Origin of the sequence: uncultured Microbacterium sp., from assembly GCF_963521695.1 — a bacterium.
Lineage (GTDB): Bacteria > Actinomycetota > Actinomycetes > Actinomycetales > Microbacteriaceae > Microbacterium.
Genome location: NZ_CAUQWC010000005.1, coordinates 15,505 through 33,126 on the forward strand (window position 1 = coordinate 15,505; position 17,622 = coordinate 33,126).

Annotated in this window: 20 protein-coding genes; 14 read left to right on the forward strand and 6 right to left on the reverse strand. The window is 69.6% G+C overall.

What is annotated here, in order from left to right; genetic code table 11:
* Positions 1-2: 2 nt before the first annotated feature.
* The gene (locus tag RWP81_RS00785; RefSeq protein WP_314451326.1) at positions 3-1,118 is read right to left on the reverse strand and encodes a phosphodiester glycosidase family protein; all 1,116 of its coding nucleotides are present in this window, start codon (positions 1,116-1,118) and stop codon (positions 3-5) included.
* A 130-nt stretch (positions 1,119-1,248) separates the two neighbouring features.
* On the reverse strand, positions 1,249-1,749 hold the full coding sequence (locus tag RWP81_RS00790; protein ID WP_314451328.1) for a small multidrug efflux protein: 501 nt from the start codon (positions 1,747-1,749) through the stop codon (positions 1,249-1,251).
* A 334-nt stretch (positions 1,750-2,083) separates the two neighbouring features.
* Between RWP81_RS00790 and RWP81_RS00795 the strand changes: the two genes are divergently transcribed.
* The 4 genes from RWP81_RS00795 to RWP81_RS00810 are packed head-to-tail and all read left to right on the forward strand — an operon-like array spanning position 2,084 to position 4,775.
* Positions 2,084-2,383, forward strand: coding sequence for a hypothetical protein (locus RWP81_RS00795; protein WP_314451330.1), 300 nt, complete (start codon positions 2,084-2,086; stop codon positions 2,381-2,383).
* A gap of 25 nt (positions 2,384-2,408) precedes the next feature.
* Complete coding sequence (locus RWP81_RS00800; protein WP_314451332.1) at positions 2,409-2,969, forward strand: GNAT family protein; 561 nt, start codon at positions 2,409-2,411, stop codon at positions 2,967-2,969.
* Between the two features lie 43 nt (positions 2,970-3,012).
* Positions 3,013-4,176, forward strand: coding sequence for a histidine kinase (locus RWP81_RS00805; protein ID WP_314451334.1), 1,164 nt, complete (start codon positions 3,013-3,015; stop codon positions 4,174-4,176).
* Positions 4,173-4,775: a response regulator transcription factor gene (locus RWP81_RS00810; RefSeq protein WP_314451336.1), complete on the forward strand. Its 603-nt coding sequence runs from the start codon at positions 4,173-4,175 to the stop codon at positions 4,773-4,775. Before RWP81_RS00805 ends, RWP81_RS00810 begins: the two co-directional genes overlap by 4 nt.
* A gap of 87 nt (positions 4,776-4,862) precedes the next feature.
* Here RWP81_RS00810 and RWP81_RS00815 read toward each other — a convergent pair whose 3' ends face one another.
* The 3 genes from RWP81_RS00815 to RWP81_RS00825 form a co-directional block, all read right to left on the reverse strand.
* Entirely contained in the window at positions 4,863-5,270 is a 408-nt protein-coding gene (locus RWP81_RS00815; RefSeq protein ID WP_314451338.1) for a RidA family protein, read from the reverse strand.
* A 160-nt stretch (positions 5,271-5,430) separates the two neighbouring features.
* Positions 5,431-5,868 carry an ImmA/IrrE family metallo-endopeptidase gene (locus tag RWP81_RS00820; protein WP_314451340.1) on the reverse strand — a complete coding sequence of 146 codons (438 nt, stop codon included), beginning with the start codon at positions 5,866-5,868 and terminating at the stop codon, positions 5,431-5,433.
* Between the two features lie 10 nt (positions 5,869-5,878).
* Positions 5,879-6,301 (reverse strand): helix-turn-helix domain-containing protein, encoded by a 423-nt coding sequence (locus tag RWP81_RS00825; RefSeq protein ID WP_314451342.1) that lies wholly within the window; start codon positions 6,299-6,301, stop codon positions 5,879-5,881.
* A gap of 282 nt (positions 6,302-6,583) precedes the next feature.
* Here RWP81_RS00825 and RWP81_RS00830 point away from each other — a divergent pair, with 282 nt between their 5' ends.
* The 10 genes from RWP81_RS00830 to RWP81_RS00875 all read left to right on the forward strand — a co-directional run bounded on the left by RWP81_RS00830 (position 6,584) and on the right by RWP81_RS00875 (position 17,145).
* Entirely contained in the window at positions 6,584-7,594 is a 1,011-nt protein-coding gene (locus RWP81_RS00830; protein WP_314451344.1) for an ATP-binding cassette domain-containing protein, read from the forward strand.
* Entirely contained in the window at positions 7,591-8,469 is an 879-nt protein-coding gene (locus tag RWP81_RS00835; RefSeq protein WP_314451346.1) for an ABC transporter permease, read from the forward strand. The genes RWP81_RS00830 and RWP81_RS00835 overlap by 4 nt, the downstream gene beginning before the upstream one ends.
* Entirely contained in the window at positions 8,469-9,377 is a 909-nt protein-coding gene (locus RWP81_RS00840) for an ACP S-malonyltransferase (RefSeq protein ID WP_314451348.1), read from the forward strand. The genes RWP81_RS00835 and RWP81_RS00840 overlap by 1 nt, the downstream gene beginning before the upstream one ends.
* Complete coding sequence (gene fabG / locus RWP81_RS00845; protein WP_314451350.1) at positions 9,367-10,104, forward strand: 3-oxoacyl-ACP reductase FabG; 738 nt, start codon at positions 9,367-9,369, stop codon at positions 10,102-10,104. The genes RWP81_RS00840 and fabG overlap by 11 nt, the downstream gene beginning before the upstream one ends.
* 24 nt (positions 10,105-10,128) lie before the next feature.
* Complete coding sequence (locus RWP81_RS00850; protein ID WP_314451352.1) at positions 10,129-10,413, forward strand: phosphopantetheine-binding protein; 285 nt, start codon at positions 10,129-10,131, stop codon at positions 10,411-10,413.
* A complete protein-coding gene (fabZ, locus tag RWP81_RS00855) occupies positions 10,410-10,856 on the forward strand; it encodes a 3-hydroxyacyl-ACP dehydratase FabZ (protein WP_314451354.1) in 447 nt (148 codons plus the stop codon). The genes RWP81_RS00850 and fabZ overlap by 4 nt, the downstream gene beginning before the upstream one ends.
* Positions 10,857-10,865: 9 nt before the next feature.
* Positions 10,866-12,905: a GNAT family N-acetyltransferase gene (locus RWP81_RS00860; RefSeq protein ID WP_314451356.1), complete on the forward strand. Its 2,040-nt coding sequence runs from the start codon at positions 10,866-10,868 to the stop codon at positions 12,903-12,905.
* A 60-nt stretch (positions 12,906-12,965) separates the two neighbouring features.
* Positions 12,966-13,946 carry an aminomethyl transferase family protein gene (locus RWP81_RS00865; RefSeq protein WP_314451358.1) on the forward strand — a complete coding sequence of 327 codons (981 nt, stop codon included), beginning with the start codon at positions 12,966-12,968 and terminating at the stop codon, positions 13,944-13,946.
* Positions 13,943-16,342: a beta-ketoacyl-[acyl-carrier-protein] synthase family protein gene (locus RWP81_RS00870; protein WP_314451360.1), complete on the forward strand. Its 2,400-nt coding sequence runs from the start codon at positions 13,943-13,945 to the stop codon at positions 16,340-16,342. The genes RWP81_RS00865 and RWP81_RS00870 overlap by 4 nt, the downstream gene beginning before the upstream one ends.
* 593 nt (positions 16,343-16,935) lie before the next feature.
* Positions 16,936-17,145 (forward strand): hypothetical protein, encoded by a 210-nt coding sequence (locus RWP81_RS00875; protein ID WP_314451361.1) that lies wholly within the window; start codon positions 16,936-16,938, stop codon positions 17,143-17,145.
* Here the strand turns inward: RWP81_RS00875 and RWP81_RS00880 are convergent.
* A partial coding sequence (locus RWP81_RS00880) for a zinc-binding dehydrogenase (RefSeq protein WP_314451363.1) occupies positions 17,111-17,622 on the reverse strand: 512 nt, incomplete at its 5' end. The two genes, RWP81_RS00875 and RWP81_RS00880, sit on opposite strands and share 35 nt — an antisense overlap.

A 17,622-nucleotide genomic window follows, 5' to 3' on the forward strand; every position in this document is an offset into this window, starting at 1 on the left:
GCTCAGCCCGCCACGTAGAGGATGTCGCTGGTGCCGCGCTCGCCGCCGTTCGAGGGCGAGTTGATCACCTGTCCGTTGAAGTACATCGTCGACGAGCCGCCGCCGTCGAGGTTGTAGGCGGTCGTCGCGCCGAGCGAGAGCATGATGTCGGCGAGCCCCGGCAGCGTCACGCCCTCGCTGTAGCCCTCCTGGCGGCCGTCGACCACGACGAAGACGAGGTGGTTGTCGTCGATCACGCCGACGGCGGTGCGCGGCTGGTCGCCCTGGATCGAGTGGTTGCCGACGTTCGTGTCGATCTCGACGCCGTCGATGCCGTCGACCGCGTGGCCGTCCTCGACGATGGCGGGGCCGAAGCTGAGGGTGTTCCAGACTCCGGATGCCAGCAGCTCGGCCGCCGTGGTCGCGGTCTCGTCGTACACCTCGACGTGGCCGTCGGTGTAGAAGGCGAGTCCCTGCCGGGCGCCCTCGTCGCGGTAGACGACGCCGTTGCGGATCTCGATGCCCGTCGATCGGAAACCGTAGTAATCGCCGTTGATGGCGAAGACCGCGTCGTTGGCCGCGGCGATCTCGCTGGTGGTCTGCGTGATGTTCTCGCCGAACTGGTTGTTGGCGAAGGCGGAGCGCAGGTCGGTGGCGTCTCCGAGAACGACGTCGGCGACGTAGTAGGTGAGCGTGTCGGTGGTGACCGTCGAGACGGTGACCGAGGTGGAGCCGTCGCTGAAGCTGGTGTCGGTGAGGGTCGTCGTCGCCGCGGTGGCCGTGGCGGAGGTCGTCTCGGGTGTCGCGGTGGTGGCCGCCGTGGAGTGCTCGGCCTCGTAGGCGGCGACGTCGGTGACCTCGACGTGCGGGATGAGGAAGCGGTTGGCTGCCCATGCCGCTGAGCCTCCGGCCGTCAGCAGCACGGCCAGGCCCCCGGCGAGGATTGCGCGGCGGGCGACAGGGCGCTTCGCGCGGGTGGACGCTGCGCGCCGGCCGCGGGGGTCGGCGGGTGTCGGCCGGCTGGGGGAGTCGGCTACCCGGTCGAGGGGCTCGGTGGACGGCGCCGCCCGGCCGCGGCGGGAGGCCGGGGCCGGTGCACCGTCGGGGGCGGTGTCGGGGGTGGAGTCTGCGGGGTCCATGGCACCAGGAAAGGTGCCGAGCCCTCCCCGCGGCCTAAGGCAGCCCTATCGGGAGCCAAGAGGAGCTATGAAAAAGCTATGTTGCGATCGCCGGCCGGCGACCGTGGGTCGGCCGACGATCGCAGGGGGTTCAGACCGCGAACCGGATGACGCCGACGATGATCAGGGTGATCACGGTGGTCCACAGGGCGATCGCCGCGGCCTGCCAGGCGATCACGCGTGCCGGCGACACACCGGTCGAGGTGAGGGCCGCGGCCGTGAACTGGGTGGGGAGCAGCAGCGGGCCGAGCAGGCTCACGCCGGGGGTTCCGTAGCGGTGGTAGGCCCGCTCGAACTTCTGGCGGCGGGCCGTGACGGGCTTCTCGACGGCTCCACGGCGGGTGGTGACGGCGGTGCGCACGCGCGAGGCGATCAGCACGACGACGGCGACGCAGATGAGGTTGCCGATCGCGCCGGCGACGGCTGCGACGACGGGGTTGATGCCGCCGATGATGCCGATCGCGGCGGCGCCCTCGCCCTCGATGAACGGCACGGCCCCCGCGAGGGCGACGATGACCGGCTGCACGAGGTCGGGCACGTCGGCGACGAGGCCCTGGAAGCCGAGGACGAGATCACTGATGGGGTTCGACATGGCTGCTCCTGGGGTGATGTGCGGCGTGTTCCGCGGTGATTCCATCCCATCTGTTCCGGTCGCGCGGCGTCAGTGTCGCGGTGTCACGACCGCGCGGGAGGATACGGCGGGTCACCCGTGACGAATGTCACGGCGGGGGAGGGGTTCCCGCTCCGGCGGGGCGCCGCGAGCGGAGGAGATTCGGCGGAGGGAGGACCGCGGACCGTGGGTTTCTCCTCCGCACCCCGGATCTCCTCCCGCCGCCGGAGGTGCCGGGGGCCCCTCGCTATCGCGCAGCCCGCAGACCGGGTAGCGTCTGACACCCGCAACGGTTGCGGCGGAAGGAGGTCACGACATGCCCCCGGTCTTCGCCGCGCTGCAGTACTTCTTCTTCGCCGTGCTCGGGATCGGCATCCTGGTCCGCCTGTCGATCGCGTTGTTCCACCGCCGTGCCGGTCGCCGCAAGGAGGCCGTGCGTTCCGCCCTCGGGCCGGTCATGGGCGCGGGCGCGGTGCAGTCCGCGGCCTACGGGTGGACGTCGCCGCGGTCGATGGATGCCGCACCGCTGGACCGCTCGACCGAGACGAGCGAGTTCTGGGATCGCGCGCCGAGCTACTTGCACGACGATCACCGCGACGTCGGTCGGAGCGAGTGACCCGCGGCGCGGGCAGGATGGTCTCATGCCGCCGACGCCCCTTCCGCCCTGGCCCGCTACGCCGCCCGCGTACGGCGGCATCCTGCTGCGCGAGGTGACCGACGTCGACGTCGACATGGTGCGTGAACTGGCGACCGACCCGTACATCGCGCAGACGGGCACCCTCCCCGCCGACGCGACCGAGCAGCACGCGCGCGCCTGGATCGCCCAGCAGCGCGGCCGTCACGGCGAGGGGGCCGGCTTCTCGTTCACCATGGCGGACGCTGCGACTGGGGAGGCCGTCGGACACTGCGGTCTCTGGACCGGCGAGCTCTGCGCGGGCCGTTCGACCGCGGGCTACGTCGTCGCTCCCTCCTCCCGCGGCCGAGGGCTCGCGGCCGATGCGCTTCGCGCCCTGACGGCCTTCGGCGCGACGGTTCCGGGCCTGTTCCGCGTCGGGCTGTACATCGAGCCGTGGAACGCGCCGTCCATCCGCACCGCCGAACGCGCCGGATACGAGCGCGAGGGGCTGCTGCGCAGCTATCACCGCATCGGCGACCGGCGACGCGACATGCTCCTCTACGGCCGGGTTCTGCACAGCGATTGACTCCGCCACCCGTGACGAATGTCACGGCCGTACAGTGGCCGGGGTGAGCACCTCATCCGCGACCTATGCCCGCGATGTGCGCGTGACCTGGTGGTATACGGCGTTGTCGATCGTGTTCCTTCACATCTTCGCCGTTTTCATCTGGTCGTTCGTGGTCGTGCTCGAGGGCACGTCGCTCGAGATCGTCCTCAACCTCGTCGGCGCCGTGGGCTCGGCGGCATCCGCGGTCCTGCTGCTGGTGCACTACCGCCGCGAGCCCCTCGACGACGGAGATGACACCGCCCGTCGCCCCGTCTGGCCGCTCGTCCTGCTCGGTCTGGTCTCGGCGGCACTGTTGGGGGTCTCGACGGGCTCACTGCTGGTGGGCGTCGGGTTCGCCGCGCAGGCTCTCTGCCTCGTGCGGTGGCGGCACGGAATCCGGCTGCGGCTGGTCGTTCTGCTGCTCGTCGTGATCGCCGCGGTGTGGTGGGTGGATGCCGCTCGCCTCCACCCCGACGGCTACGCCGTCAGCGGGTTCGCCTTGCCGCTCTTCGTCGCGATGCTTCCGCCGCTGTCGGCGACATCGCTGTGGTGGTGGGACATCGTTCGCGAACTCGACCGCGCGCGCCGCGCCGAGGGGCGCCTCGCCGCCGCCCAAGAGCGCCTGCGCCTCGCGGGCGACCTGCACGACCTGCAGGGTCACCACCTGCAGGTGATCGCGCTGCAGCTCGAACTCGCCGAGAAGATGATGGCCCGCGACCCCGAGGCCGCCGTCGAACAGGTGCGCGCGGCGCGCACGAGCGTCGACGAGGCGCGTCGCGGTACCCGCGACCTCGCGGCGCGGTTCCGCGGAGTCCCTCTGCCTGACGAACTCGCCAACGCCGCCGACCTGCTGCGCGCCGCGGGACTCACCGTCGACCTGTTCGTCGACAGCGAGGCGGGCGGCGCCCCGGCCGGCGTGCTCGGCCCGGTCGTCCGCGAGTCGACGACGAACGTGCTCAAGCACGGCGGTGGGGGCTCGGCATCCCTCTCGCTCGCCCGTCACGAAGGAGCGTGGGTGCTCACGGTCGAGAACGACGCCCGCGGAGCAGCCTCGCCGGTGGGCGACGGGGCCGGCCTCTCGGGAATCGCCGACCGCGTCGGCGCCGTCGGAGGGACGATGGATGCCACCCGCCTCGGCGATCGATTCCGCCTCACCGTCCACGTACCCGAGGGGGTGACGGCATGATCCGCGTGCTCATCGCCGACGACGAAGACATGATCCGCACGGCGCTCGCCGCGTTGCTGCGACTCGAGGACGACCTCGAGGTCGTCGCCGAGTGCCGCGACGGCGAGAGCGCCGTAGTCGAGGCGCAGCGCGTGAAGCCCGACGTGTGTCTGCTCGACCTCGAGATGCCCGGCCTCGACGGCGTCGACACGGCCGCGCGGATCCTGCGAAGCGTTCCCTCGCGGTGCGTGATCGTCACGCGGCACGCGCGGCCCGGTGTGCTGCGGCGGGCACTCGGTGCGGGCGTCGACGGGTTCCTGCCGAAGTCACGGCCCGCGGATGACGTGGCCGCGGTGATCCGCGAGGTCGCCGCCGGACGTCGCTACGTCGACCCCGAGATCGCCGCCGACGCGCTGAGCGACGAGCGCAGCCCCCTCACCGATCGCGAACTCGACGTGCTGCGGGCCGGCGCTCGCGGTGAGACGGTCGCCGAGATCGCCGCGTCACTGCACCTGTCGGCGGGAACCGTGCGCAACCACGTGTCGTCGGTGCTCGGCAAGCTGGGGCTCGCGAGTCGGCAGCAGGCGACGATCCACGCGCGGGAGCGGGGGTGGATCTGATGCGGGAGGGGCTGCCGCTGATCGAGTTCGTCTTCCCGGGGCCGCTGCGCGATCGGCTCGTCGTGGCGTAGCGCGTCGCGCCGGTGATCAGTCGAGCACCGCGGCGACCGCCTCGATCTCGACGAGCTGGTCGTCGTAGCCGAGCACGGTGACGCCGAGCAGGGTGCTAGGCACGTCGTGAGGGCCGAAGGCGTCGCGCACGACGCCCCAGGCCGCGACGAGGTCGGCCTGCTTGGACGAGGCGACGAGCACGCGCGTGCTGATCACATCGGTGATCTCGGCGCCCGCCTCGGCCAGCGCCGTGCGCATGTTCGCGATGCATTGCGCAGCCTGCGCCGCGTAGTCGCCGACTCCGACGGTCGCCCCCGTGGCATCCAGCGGGCACGAGCCGGCGAGGAAGATGAGGCGCGCTTTCGCCGGCGCGGTGGCGGCATAGGCGTACTCGACGCGGTCAGTGAGGCCTGCGGAGCGGATGAGAGTGACGACGGAGGGCACGGGATCCTTCGGGTGGGTGGTGATCCGGACGAGCGTATCCCGCGGCGCGGACCGTGCCGATGCCGGTCGCGTGAACGGCGATGGCTCCCAGGGGCGGGCTGACGCCGCGGCCACCGCTCTCGTGCGGCGGCGACGTGCGAGCACGAGCCAAGTCAGGCCGTTACGATGCCCACCTCGCGGCGTGCCGGAACTGTCCCCGGCCGAGTCGCGGGCGCACGTAGGTCACGCCGTGCAGGCGCGTCACGTGTTGCCGGGCGAAGACGCGCAGGAGTTTCTCCGTGACTCCGAGCTCTTCGGCGATGGCATCCTCGCTCAGCCCGATGGCTTCGAGTTCAGCGAGTCGAACGGGGTCGATCAGAACGGCTGCGGCGTAGATGTCGGCCGCAGCCTCTGCGTCGGGATCGTCCCGCCCCTGGTGGCCGTAGAACGCGTGCCCGAGTTCGTGCGCCAGCACGCAGGCCCGTTCGATGGGGGTGAGGGAGAAATCGTAGACGACTCTGCGTCGTTCGTGGTCGTAGAAGCCACGAAACGGCTCGGGGAGATGGGCGACATGGACGGTGACGCCCAATCGGGCCGCGAGCGCGAGTACCTCTTTCACCCGTCTCCTCTCAGTCCTCGGTCGGCTTTCGCTCGTCAGTGTTCGCGGCATCGCTCAGGCCGGGAGCGACATGACCGATGTACGTCACGTTGTCTGTGTGGTCGACGGTACGAGGGACCTCCGACACCGAAGCGAGGAGCTTCTGCAGACCGTCCTCCGGGGTGCCGTGATGTGCGGCGTCGTCCGCGCTGTAGTCGGTGAGAGCCATGTCGACGATTGCGCGCGCCGGCACCTGGAGGAAAGCGGCGATGCGTTCCAGTTCCGAGACCGTCGTCTCATTCACCCCGTCTTCGCGTCGCTTCAAGTTGGACAGGGCTATTCCGGTCCGCATGGAGAGCGTCTCGCGAGTGACGTCTCTGCGTGCCCGCGCCGCCCGGATCGCCGCGCCCAGGTGCCTGTCGAACGGGTGGGGCGTCTTCTTCTCGCGAGCCATGGTTTTCAGCGTAGGTGAACCGACGGACGCGGCCAGCGGGTGAATCGGCTTTGAAGGGTCGAAAGTAAACGGTTAGCATGCATACATGACCACCGAGCCGGGCAAGAGTTCCTCCCGCAGTCCCGAGCCATCTGGCCCGCGACAACGAGATGAGGACTCCCGTCGCGCGGAAGACGTCTCCGTTCGCGAGTTGCTGACGGCAGGTGCGCGCGAGGGACTCGCCACCGATCGGATGTTCCCGGATGACACCCTGCCCGTCGTCCGCCCCTCCCACTCGGATTCATGACCGGCGGCGATGAGACGGCACCGTCCGGCTCGTCCCGCGATCTCACCGCGAATGCGTCGACGGTGGCCTTCTTCTCGTTTTTTCCGCCCAGCAACCGGGAGCGTGTCGTGTCTGTTCAGGTGAAACACCTCAGGAAGAGCTACGGCTCGTTCGAGGCCGTCCGAGATCTGTCGCTGGAGGTGCCGACGGGGTCGCTCTTCGCCTTCCTCGGCGCCAACGGTGCGGGGAAGAGCACAACCATCGGCTGCATCACGACGGTGCTGCGTCCGACGTCGGGAACGATCCTCGTGCAAGGCCGAGACGTCGTGAAGGACCCGGGTGGCGTGCGCGAAGTCATCGGTGCCGTCTTCCAGCAGTCGCTCCTCGATCCCCTGCTCACCGTGCGCGAGAACCTGGCCGTGCGTGCGGGCTTCTACGGGCTGCGCCGCCGTGAGGCCGCGGGGCGGATCGAAGAGCTGTCCGCGCTCATCGGGCTCGAGGACTTCCTCGACCGCCGATACGGCGTTCTGTCGGGAGGGCAGAAGCGCCGCGCCGATATCGCGCGCGCCATCATCCACCGTCCGAGCGTCGTCTTCCTCGACGAGCCCACCGCGGGTTTGGATCCCCAGTCGCGCGAACAGATCTGGTCGGCGATCGCGGAGCTGCGCGTGACCCGAGACACGACGGTGTTCCTGACGACGCACTACATGGAAGAGACCGAGAGGGCGGATCGGGTGTGCATCATCGCGCGAGGCGAGATCGTGGCCGAGGGCACTCCGGTCGAACTCCGGTCGACCTTCAGCCGGAGCGTGCTCACCGTGCGCGCCGCGGACGTGGCGACCTTGCTCGCCGAATGCGATGCACGGGGACTCACTGCAGAACACCTCGGCGACACCGTGCGTGTACCCGTCGACCGGATCGAGCAAGCCAGGGCGATTCTGCATTCGCCGCAGGTCACGGACTTCGAGTTCCGCCACGGAACCATGGACGACGTCTTCCTCAATGTGACGGGAGGTCAGGCGGCATGAGAGCGATCGCCATCCTCACCGGGCGGAATCTTCGGCTCTTCTTCCGGGATCGCGCAGGAGTCTTCTTCTCCCTGCTGTCAGCGCTGATCCTCATCGCGCTGTATGCGCTCTTCCTCGGGAACCTTCAGGTCGACAACCTCACCGAGCGATTCCCCGCCGCCGACAGCGGCGACATCCACTGGTTCGTGAACGCGTGGGTGTTCGCGGGCATCACCACTATCACGACGCTCACGACGGCGCTGGCGGCATTGACGGTGTTCGTAGACGATCGTGCGAGCGGGCGCTTCAGCGACTTCCTCGTCTCGCCCATTCGCAGGGTCGAGCTGATCCTCGGCTACTTGTCGTCCAGTTTCCTCATCTCGCTCACGATGACGCTGATCGTCGTGGTTGTGGGGCAGGTGTACCTGCTCACTCAGGGCAGTGCGATCATGACGCCCGGGGAGGCGACGAAGACGCTCGGCTACGTCATCCTCTCGAGCTTGGCCTTCGCAGCTCTGTCCAGCTTCGTGGCGACGTTCCTTCGAAGTTCGGGGGCCTTCGCGGCACTGTCCACCGTCGTGGGAACCATCATCGGCTTCCTCGCGGGAGCGTACATTCCCGTCGGGACGCTTCCGAACGAGATCGTGAACGGCATCAACACCCTGCCCTTCGCACAGTCGGCGATGTTGATCCGCGAGCCCATGACCGCGCAGGCACTGGAGTCGCTGACAGGCGGAGAGGGCCGGGCGCTCGATGCCGTGAAGACCTTCTACGGCATCTCGGCCAGCGTCGGCGATCTTGAGATCACTCCCGGCTTCGCCGCCGGGGTCCTGGTCGCGGTCTTCGTCGTCTTCGCCGCGCTCGGCACCCGGCAACTCGCGCTCCGGATCCGTTGATGGCGGGGTCGTTTCTCGCCGTTCCGGGGCAGGGGAGTCAGTCCGTCGGCATGGGAAGACACCTTTGCGACCGTTTTCCCGCAGCGGGAGCGGTGTTCGACGAAGCCTCCGAGTCTCTCGGCTTCGACATGCGTGACGTCATGTGGGGTGATTCGGCCGAACGGCTGACGGCGACCGAGCACGCTCAGCCCGCGATCGTGGTCCTCGGTATCGCCGCTCTACGCGCCTGGCAGGCCTCGTCCTCCGGCGCCGTCGATTTCCGGTGGGTCGTCGGCCACAGCATCGGTGCGATCGCCGCCATGATCGCCGCTGGATCTCTGGCCGTCGGGGACGGCATCCGGCTCGCGCGAACACGAGGCGTGGTGATGAGCGCGGCTCCGGGGAGGGGCGCGATGCTCGCGGTCGCGGTCACCTCACGTCACGTTCGTGATGGCATCACCGCCGCGGCTGCCGAATGGGGGCTCGACATCGCGTGCGTCAACGGCTCGCGGCAGATCGTCCTCGCCGGGCCGGTGGACGGCGTTCGCGCCGCGCACGCGAGGTTCGGGGCACGGTCTCGGTTCCTCGATGTCAGTCACGGTTTCCATTCCTCGCTGATGGACCCCGTCGCAGCGCGGTGGGCCGATGAGGTGGCGGCGGTTCCGTTCCGCGACCCCCGTATTCCGATCCTGTCCGCGATCTCCGGACGGTTCCTGCACACCGCCGCTGAGGTCGCGGAGGACGCGCGAAGGGGTGTTCGGGAAACCGTGCGGTGGGATCTCGTCACCGGTGTCGCCGAAGGCAGTGGATGCCGACCGATCATCCTGGGCAACGGCCACGCCCTGGTCCGGATGTGGCGAGGAGGCCCGCTCGCGGGCGGGGTCACCATCGTCGACGACGCGTATCGGGGGGCCGCGCATGCAGCCTGAGCGGAGCGTTGTCGTCACGGGTGGATCCCGTGGAATCGGGCGAGCGTGCGTCCGGACCCTCGCCGACGCGGGCTGGCACGTCGTCGTGGTTTTCCGCAGCGCCGCGGGTGACGCAGCCGAGGTCGTTCGCACGGTGACGGACGGCGGCGGATCCGCGTCGGCGATACAGGCCGACGTGGCATCCGAACCGCAGGTTCGCGAGGTGTTCCGCGTCGTCCGTGCCGAGCACCCTCCACTCGCCGGGGTGGTGTCGAATGCGGGGATGACGCGCGACGGACTCACGCCCATGATGTCCCTCGCCGCGTGGAACGCCGTCGTCGAAACGAATCTCACGAGTTCGTTCCTCGTCGCCAGGGAAGCGCTCAAAGCGATGCGACGGACCGGGGGCTCCCTGGTCTTCATGAGCTCCGTATCCGGGCTACGCGGCCAGGTGGGGCAGGCGAACTACGCCGCCAGCAAGGGCGCGGTCAATGCCATGACACGTGCCCTGGCGCGCGAGGCGGCGGCGGCCGGCATCCGCGTCAATGCGGTCGCCCCCGGGTTCACCGACACCGACATGGTGCGCCGCATGCCGAGCAAGGACCTCGCGCGACTCCTCGAAGCCGTGCCTCTCCGTCGAATGGCGGCGCCGCGCGAAATCGCCTCCCTCGTCCGCTTCCTTCTGAGCGACGACGCGTCGTACATCACCGGACAGATCATCTCGGTCGACGGCGGACTGACCGCCTGAGGCCTCGACAAAGGAAGAGCGAGAATGACAGCCCAGGATGTGGCCCAGCAGGCAATCGCCCGTCGCGAACTCAACGATCGCGTGAAGGAACTGATCGCGGAGGGATTGGGGCTTCCCATCGAGGCGGACCTCATAGACGACGACCAGCCGCTCTTCGGACGGGGACTCGAACTGGACTCCCTCGACACCCTCGAGATCGTGAGCCTGATCGACGAGAACTTCGGCGTCTACATCACCGACGACGACACCTTCGTCTTCGGTTCGATCAATACCATCGCCGACTTCATAGAGACGGCGCGAGCGCGGTGAGCGCCCGACGAAGTGGCGCTCTCAATCCGGTCGAGGTCGCCCGGCGGCTTCCTCATCGGCATCCGTTCCTGCTGCTCGATCGGGTGGACGACCTCAAGCCCGGGGTCTCCGCGGTGGGAACGAAGAACGTCTCCATCACCGACCCGGTGTTCGCCGGCCACTTTCCTGCGAACCCGATCTACCCCGGCGTTCACATGGTGGAGGTCGCCGCTCAGCTGTGCGGGCTGATCGGGTCCTCAGAGGGCGAGGCGCCGATGCTGGGGTATCTGGCGTCGATCAAGCGGTTCAAGTTCCTGGCGCTCGTCGTACCCGGGGACCAGATGACGATCACCGCGCGCGCCGGTGTGTCCATAGGAGCGCTGACCGAGTACACCGTGGAGATCACGGTTGCCCGCACGGTCGTCGCGAGCGGCGTGCTGTCGATCGCCCGGACCGGCGCGTAGGAGCACCGCATGCCTGCCGACATCCGTGAGCTCGCGGGGGAGGACGACCTCGATGCGGTCGCCGACTTCTTCGCACGAAGCGGCTACGGTCCACCCGGACGCCCGGTGACCGGTGCCGAGCTCGGACGTGTGTTCCGCGAGCGCGGGGTGCGCCTGTTCCTCGTCGCGGAGGACCGCGGCAGGATCGTGGGAACCATCGGATACGCCGTGATGTCGGGTCGCCGGGTGGCTCCTCCGGGCCACCTGTTCGCGGGGATGTTCGTCATCGCACCACATCATCGTGCGGGGATGCTCGCGGGGCGCCTGTTCACAGAGTCGTTCGAACGGTTGGTGGCGTCGGGCGTCCGCGGACTCCGCGTCGAAGTCGATCCGGCGAACTCCCGCGCCTTCCCGCTCTACGTCAGGGTGGGGTTCAGGGCGCTCGACGGAATGACTCCGGACGAGGAAGGCTACGTCGAACTGGTCAGCGTCCTCCCCGGCGTGACGGCGGACCTCCTGAGCAACGGGGTCGCCTGGACGGGTGGAAGCGTCAGCGGGAGCAGTCGAAACTGGCGCTCCATCCGGAGCGCGCGAGCGCAGTCCGTCGACAGTGGCATCGTCCGGCTCGCCGGCGGTGCCCACGCTCTCCGGTACGACTTCGAGCTCCCCGGCAAGCTGATCTCGGCGACGGGGCGCGTAGACGATGCGTCCATCGTGTCGCTCTCGGTGAACGGCGCCCCGGCGCCGGCATTCACGCCGCCGACCACCCGTGCGGCGACGGATCGCGCCCGAAGGGTGTACTCGCGGGAAGTGGGCACCTTCACGGTGGCTCTCGACGATCACGGCACGCTCGTCGTGTCGCATCCCCGTCACGTGGGCTCCGTCCTCGTCGACCCGCATCCGGTGGCGTCCGGGTCGTGCGCGGGATCGCGTCGGCCACTCACCCGTCGCGTCCAGGTGGCCGCAACGGACGACGGCTGGCGAGTCGACGACGGCCGGGTCACCCGAGTCGTGGGTTTCTCCGCTTCGGGAATACGGATAGCGGCGACGAGCGCGATCGGAGGTGAGCTGGTGAGCTACCCATGGATGGGGCTGAGAGCCGCGAGCCTCGCCCTGTCGCTCGGCGACGACCATGCCCACGTCGCTCACGCTGTCCGCGGACGGTGGCCCCTCGACCTCGTCGACTTCGAAGCGGTCGCCGACGCGGACAGCGCATGGCCTGCCCAGGGAGCCGTCATCTCGTGGAGCGACGCATTCTCCGGGGTCACCGTCAGGGCGAAGTCGCTTCACGCACGCATCGCACGTCTCGAGGGATGGCACCTCGCTCGTCTCGCGGGCGAAAAGACGGTGGGTTACGAGCTCTCATTGGCGGCATCCGAACGGCTCCCTCCCGAGTACGTGGGAGAGCGCGGGCGGACGATCGACACGTGGCGGCGCTCACGGCGAGGACTGGCCGATGTCCTTCAGGCAACGGCGGATGCCGGCACAGTGACCGTGGCGCCGGAGGCGGGCCTCGTGGAGTGGAACGTCGACGGCGTGCCGGTGCTCTCATCGACATTCCCGTCCCGAAAGAGAATCGGTCCGCTCACGACCGTATCGGCCGCGCTGTGGGCGTGCGCCCAGCCCGATCGATCCGATGCCGACCAGGGTGCTGTGTGGCCGACGGACGCCGCCAGGCTCCCGTTTCGCCCGAGGGGCGACGGCCTCGGGTGGACCCTGGTGTCCTTCGGCAGCCCGACCGACCTCGGGGTGTCTGTCACCGCGACCGCGGATGGCCGCGCCGACGAGACGGTCGTCTCCGTGGCGCTCGCCTCGGTGAATCGCGTCCGCCTCGCTGATCCCGCCACGGGCGAGGTCGATCTCGAGGTCTTGCCGGGACCCTGGCGCACGTGGACCCGCAGCGCGAGCTTTCGCACCAACACCGGATGGCTCCACCTCACGCCCGAGCGCGCCGTTCACCCAGAGATCCTGATCCGTTCCACCGCCCAGGGGCTGATGATCGCTGCGTTCTCCCGCATAGCGCCCGAGCTCGCAGCAGCGGTATGGCGACTTCGCTGGGAAGCCCCGTGAAGACCACCGTTCCGTTGCGGTGACCCACACAACATGACCCGATGACCACTAAGGAGACCCATGTCTACGAGCTCGGAGTATTTCTCGCTCCGTCGATCCGCGGGCGTCTATGCGCGCGGAAGGACCATTTGTTCGATCAGCGGGGCTGGCCGCGAATCCCTCCTGGCGTACCTCGTTGCGCGACCCACCGAGTTCGCGCAACCGGGGACCGTCGTGGATTCGCTCGTGCTCGACGAGGAGGGCCGCGCCGCGGACTTCGTGCTCGCGATCATGGACGAGGATCGCGCTCTCTTGGTCTCAGACTGCGGGAACACGGCGGGTGACGAGCTGCGCGCGGCCGCGCTCGCGCTCGGCGTCGACGATGTCACCGTCGAAGTTCTGACCGGCTGGGGTGCCGTCGCGGTGGAGGGGCCACGCGCGTGGGAGGTGGTTCGCGACCTGCCCGCGGACGACATCGCGAGCCTGTTGCTGAACGAGTGGCAGTCCGTCGAGATCCCGGGGGCATCGGTCGCCCTCCTCGCGCGCACCGGCACCACGGCCGAGTACGGGTACCTCGTGGTCGCCGACCTTCCTCCAGAAGCTCTTGCCGAGACCCTCCGGCCGTCCCTCGAAGGAGTGGGCGGTGCGTTCGTCGGTTCGGAAGCTCTCCTGCGTGCCCGGATCGAGGTCAACCATCCGGTGGCACCCGAACAGTTCGACGGGATCACCACCCTCGAGGCGGGTGCGGGGTGGGCGGCCGGTCTCGGTCGACCAGACTCCTTCCGCGGTGCCGACCACGCCGTGCCCCCGCAGCGGCGCCTCGTCGCCGTCCGATCGACTCGTCCGCTCGGGCGTGGAGAATCCGTCGACGCGGGCGGACTCCCGGTGGGCCTTATCCACCTCGGGGCGGCGGATATCGACGGGCAGACCAGTTACGCCCTGGCGCTGATCGACGCGCCCTTCGACGTCCCCGGCCTCGATCTGACTGTCGGCGGCCATACCGTCCGAACCGTGTCACGACCGGCGGTCCAGCCCGTCTCGTGGACCGAGCCGATCGGATGACCCGGTCGGACGTCGCCGTCACCGGGGTCGGGTTGCTGGCCGCCGTCGGGGTCGATGCCGAGAGCAGCTGGACGTCGATCCGGGCGGGTTCTTCGGGCATTTCCCGCGTCGCATCCGTCGACGCCGGTGACTTCATCTCTCAGCTGGCGGGCGAACTGCCGGGGGGAGCCGACTGGAGAGGCGCGACGCCCCGGCGAGTGGGGAGAGGAGTCGTCGACCGCTGCCACGCCATGGCCCTGGACGCGACAACCGAGGCGGTCGCCGGTGCCCGTCTCGAATCAGGCGGGTACGCCTCCGATCGGGTGGGCATCTCACTCGGCACGTCTCTGGGTGGCGCGCGTTCCGGCGAGGACTTCCACCGTCAGTGGATCACGAAAGGGCTGCGGAGCGCTGACGCGACTCTCTTGCGCCAGTACCCGCTGCACTCCGTGGCGGATTACATCGCCGAGCAGTTCGGGTTCGCCGGGCCGCGGGCCGTGCAATCCAATGCCTGCGCGGCGGGAGCCGTGGCCATCGCCTACGGCGTCGAGCTGATCGAGAGTGGGCACGCCGACGTCGTCATCGCCGGTGGGGTCGATCCGCTCGCCTACTTCTCCTTCGGCGGGTTCTCTTGTCTGGAGGCGCTCGACCCCCTGCAGTGCGCCCCCTACACGCGTAGCAGTGGTCTGAATCTGGGGGAAGGTGCAGGGGTGGTCGTGCTCGAGCGGCGCGAGGCGGCGCTCGCTCGCCGCATCCCCGTCCTCGCCGTCGTCCGGGGCTACGGGCTGAGCGCGGACGCGCATCACCCCACCGCGCCGGATCCGACGGGACGAGGAGCGCTGCGCGCGATGCGGGCGGCGCTCGCCATGGGAGACATGTCGGCCGACCACGTCGATTACGTGAACGGCCACGGTACCGGGACCCCCGCCAACGACAGCACCGAGACGCGTGCCGTTTCCCAGCTTCGGCCCCAGAACCCACCGCCCCTCAGCTCGACCAAATCGATGATCGGGCACACGCTGGGTGCAGCCGGCGCGGTGGAAGCCGTCACGACGGTGCTCGCGCTCCGAGACGGTGTGATCCCTCCGACCGTCGTCCCGTCTGATGCGGTCGACGCCCCACACGGACTCGACATCGTCCGATCGACCGGTCGTGGCGGCGCCATCGAGGTGGCGCTGTCGAACTCGTTCGCTTTCGGCGGCAACAACGCGACTCTCCTGCTCACCCGGGACGGCCCCCCGGCCGATCGTGAGAAGTCCGCATCGCCGGGACGAGCGGTGGTGATCACCGCAACCGCCGCCATGGCCGCCGGCGCGAAAGACTCCGCGGAGGTCCACGCCGCCCTGCGCGCCTGGACTCCGGTCTACGGCGACGAGCGCTTGGCGCTGGAGGGCTACGGGGACTTCCCTGTGGCCGAGATCCCGGAGAAGCACCTGACGCGAGGTGTCAATCCGCAGATGCTTCGCCGCATCGACAATCTCGGTCGTCGTGCTGCCGTCGTCGTGGCGGATCTGCTGCGTGAGCGCAAACTCAGCCGAGACGAGGCCGCCCGGACGGGGTTGGTCTTCGCCACGGGTACGGGGCCACTGTCCACGGTGGAGGCGTTCCAGCGGGAACTCATCGAGACGGGATCCGGCAACACCAGGCTCTTCCCGAACACGGTCATGAACGCGGCCGGCGGCCACGTCGCCCTGCTCAACAGGCTCCAGGGGCCGACGGCGACGATCTGCGCAGGTGGGACCTCCGGCGTCACGGCGCTGCACTTCGCGATGCGCCTGATCCAGCGAGGTGCAGCCGACCGGATCGTCGTGCTGTCCGCCGACGAGGCGCCTCGGGCGATGCTGGCGGCGCACGCGCGCATCCCCGGCTTTCTCTCGCGAGACCGCTGCCTGCCGTTGCAGGACTCGGGGAAGGTTTTCGGGGGAGCGGGCGTCGCGCTTCTGCTCGAGGCCGCCGAGGTCGCCCCGTCGGGACGCGCGATGGGCCGGATCGAGGGATTCGGCTTGACGGGCGACGCCAGCGGTCCCGGACGCCTCGATCCGTCGAGCGACGGCTGGCTGCGATCGTTTGGCAAAGCGCTCGAAGACGCCGAGGTCACTCCGCCCGACGTGGATCTCGTCGTGTCGGCAGCTTGCGGCCGTGCGGCGATCGACGACATCGAGGCGTCGGCGATCCGGGATGGGGGTCTGAGCGCGTCGGTCGTGTCGATGCCGAAAGCGATCTTCGGCGACGCCGGGTCGTCGTCGGCGTTGCTCGGAGTCGTACAGGCGCTCTGGATGCGCCACGAGACCGACGCCGGCACTTTCGGACGCGGTTGCGAGAGTCCGGGTCGACCGGAGGTGCGGCGAGCGCTCGTCTCGTCGTACGAGGTAGGAGGCAGCTATCAATCCGTCGTCATTCGAACTGACGACACCTGACGACTCGACGGTAGCCGTCTGGACGGTGACCTGTCGCGCGCGCACGACCGACGCGCTGGGACGAGTCCTCGGCCCCTCGGCTACCCGCGTCCTGCGTCGCATCGTCGAAGAGGTGTCGTGCGAGAACGGGGGTCACTGCCACCCGCAGTCGGCGGTCACCGGGCGCTGGGTCTGTCCGCACTGCGGGGCTCATTGGAGTGCGACAGCGACCGCGGGGCGCGCGATGATCAGTCGGGCGGCACTCCCGTGCGGGATCGACGTCGAGCGTGCCGATCGTCAGCGCCCCGCCGCGTACCGAGCCGTGGAGGAGTGGTGCGGAACCCCCGTCCGCGACGCTCGGCAATGGACGCAGGTCGAGGCGATCTGGAAGGCGCTCCGTCCCGCTCCTCGGCTGGGGCGTGACCTGATCCCGATCCCGATCCCGATCTCGACGACGGCGGGCGCAGGGTGGCAGCTGAGCGCCGACTCCTCGTGGTGGGTGTATTCGCGGTCGGCGGATGGCGAGTTCGTGTGGACGGTGGCGGTCAGACGGACCCCCGGGCCGGCCCGTCAAGGCCTGGAAGCCGCCCGGACTCCCTCGCTACGGTCGCCGCATGGGTGAGAAGGCAGCGGGCGGCAAGGCAGCAGCAGACGCGGGACTGACGCGATACATCATCATCGGGGTCGTCGTCGGCATGATCGCGGGTCCTGTGCTCGGCCTGCTCGTGCCCTCGATCGGGGTCGGCTTCGGCATCTCTATCGGGCTGTTCGTCGGCATCGTCGGCGCGGTCATCGCCTGGTTCGTGGTGCGCCCGAAGAAGTAGCGCCCGGCACGAGCACGAGGCGTCCGACGAAGCCGTCGTCGGTGCGCGGCAGGTCGCCCGCCTCCATCCGCCGGTGCGCGTCAGCGGCATCCGCGAATCCGAGCACCTCGCCGACGTGGGCGGTCAGGGGCCGGCCGGCGGCCCATCGTGCGCTCACTCGGCCCGCGACCTCGCGCAGTTCCGAGGCGTCGAGCGCGCTGAGGATGAACCCCTCGACGCGGAGTTCGCGCACTTGCAGCGCCCACAGGTCGATCTCGGCTGTCGTGCGCCCGGCCAGCACGATCACCCGTCCCCGCGGGGCCAGGTGCGCGACCGCGGACGCCGTGTCGGCGCGACCGGTCGTATCGATGAAGACATGGATGCCGTGCGAGCGCCGCTCCGCCACCGCCTCGGCCGCGGCGCCGGCGTCGGCGACGACGACCTCGGCACCCCACTCCCCGAGGACGTCCGCCGCGCGGGGGTCGCGGACGACCGCGA

What these genes read in the sequence shown, in the direction of transcription:
- RWP81_RS00785 (WP_314451326.1), bottom strand. Translation starts at nt 1,118, where the DNA reads ATGGACCCCGCAGACTCCACCCCCGACACCGCCCCCGACGGTGCACCG.
- RWP81_RS00790 (WP_314451328.1), bottom strand. Translation starts at nt 1,749, where the DNA reads ATGTCGAACCCCATCAGTGATCTCGTCCTCGGCTTCCAGGGCCTCGTC.
- RWP81_RS00795 (WP_314451330.1), top strand. Translation starts at nt 2,084, where the DNA reads ATGCCCCCGGTCTTCGCCGCGCTGCAGTACTTCTTCTTCGCCGTGCTC.
- RWP81_RS00800 (WP_314451332.1), top strand. Translation starts at nt 2,409, where the DNA reads ATGCCGCCGACGCCCCTTCCGCCCTGGCCCGCTACGCCGCCCGCGTAC.
- RWP81_RS00810 (WP_314451336.1), top strand. Translation starts at nt 4,173, where the DNA reads ATGATCCGCGTGCTCATCGCCGACGACGAAGACATGATCCGCACGGCG.
- RWP81_RS00825 (WP_314451342.1), bottom strand. Translation starts at nt 6,301, where the DNA reads ATGGCTCGCGAGAAGAAGACGCCCCACCCGTTCGACAGGCACCTGGGC.
- RWP81_RS00830 (WP_314451344.1), top strand. Translation starts at nt 6,584, where the DNA reads ATGACCGGCGGCGATGAGACGGCACCGTCCGGCTCGTCCCGCGATCTC.
- RWP81_RS00835 (WP_314451346.1), top strand. Translation starts at nt 7,591, where the DNA reads ATGAGAGCGATCGCCATCCTCACCGGGCGGAATCTTCGGCTCTTCTTC.
- RWP81_RS00840 (WP_314451348.1), top strand. Translation starts at nt 8,469, where the DNA reads ATGGCGGGGTCGTTTCTCGCCGTTCCGGGGCAGGGGAGTCAGTCCGTC.
- fabG (WP_314451350.1), top strand. Translation starts at nt 9,367, where the DNA reads ATGCAGCCTGAGCGGAGCGTTGTCGTCACGGGTGGATCCCGTGGAATC.
- RWP81_RS00850 (WP_314451352.1), top strand. Translation starts at nt 10,129, where the DNA reads ATGACAGCCCAGGATGTGGCCCAGCAGGCAATCGCCCGTCGCGAACTC.
- RWP81_RS00860 (WP_314451356.1), top strand. Translation starts at nt 10,866, where the DNA reads ATGCCTGCCGACATCCGTGAGCTCGCGGGGGAGGACGACCTCGATGCG.
- RWP81_RS00865 (WP_314451358.1), top strand. Translation starts at nt 12,966, where the DNA reads ATGTCTACGAGCTCGGAGTATTTCTCGCTCCGTCGATCCGCGGGCGTC.
- RWP81_RS00870 (WP_314451360.1), top strand. Translation starts at nt 13,943, where the DNA reads ATGACCCGGTCGGACGTCGCCGTCACCGGGGTCGGGTTGCTGGCCGCC.
- RWP81_RS00875 (WP_314451361.1), top strand. Translation starts at nt 16,936, where the DNA reads ATGGGTGAGAAGGCAGCGGGCGGCAAGGCAGCAGCAGACGCGGGACTG.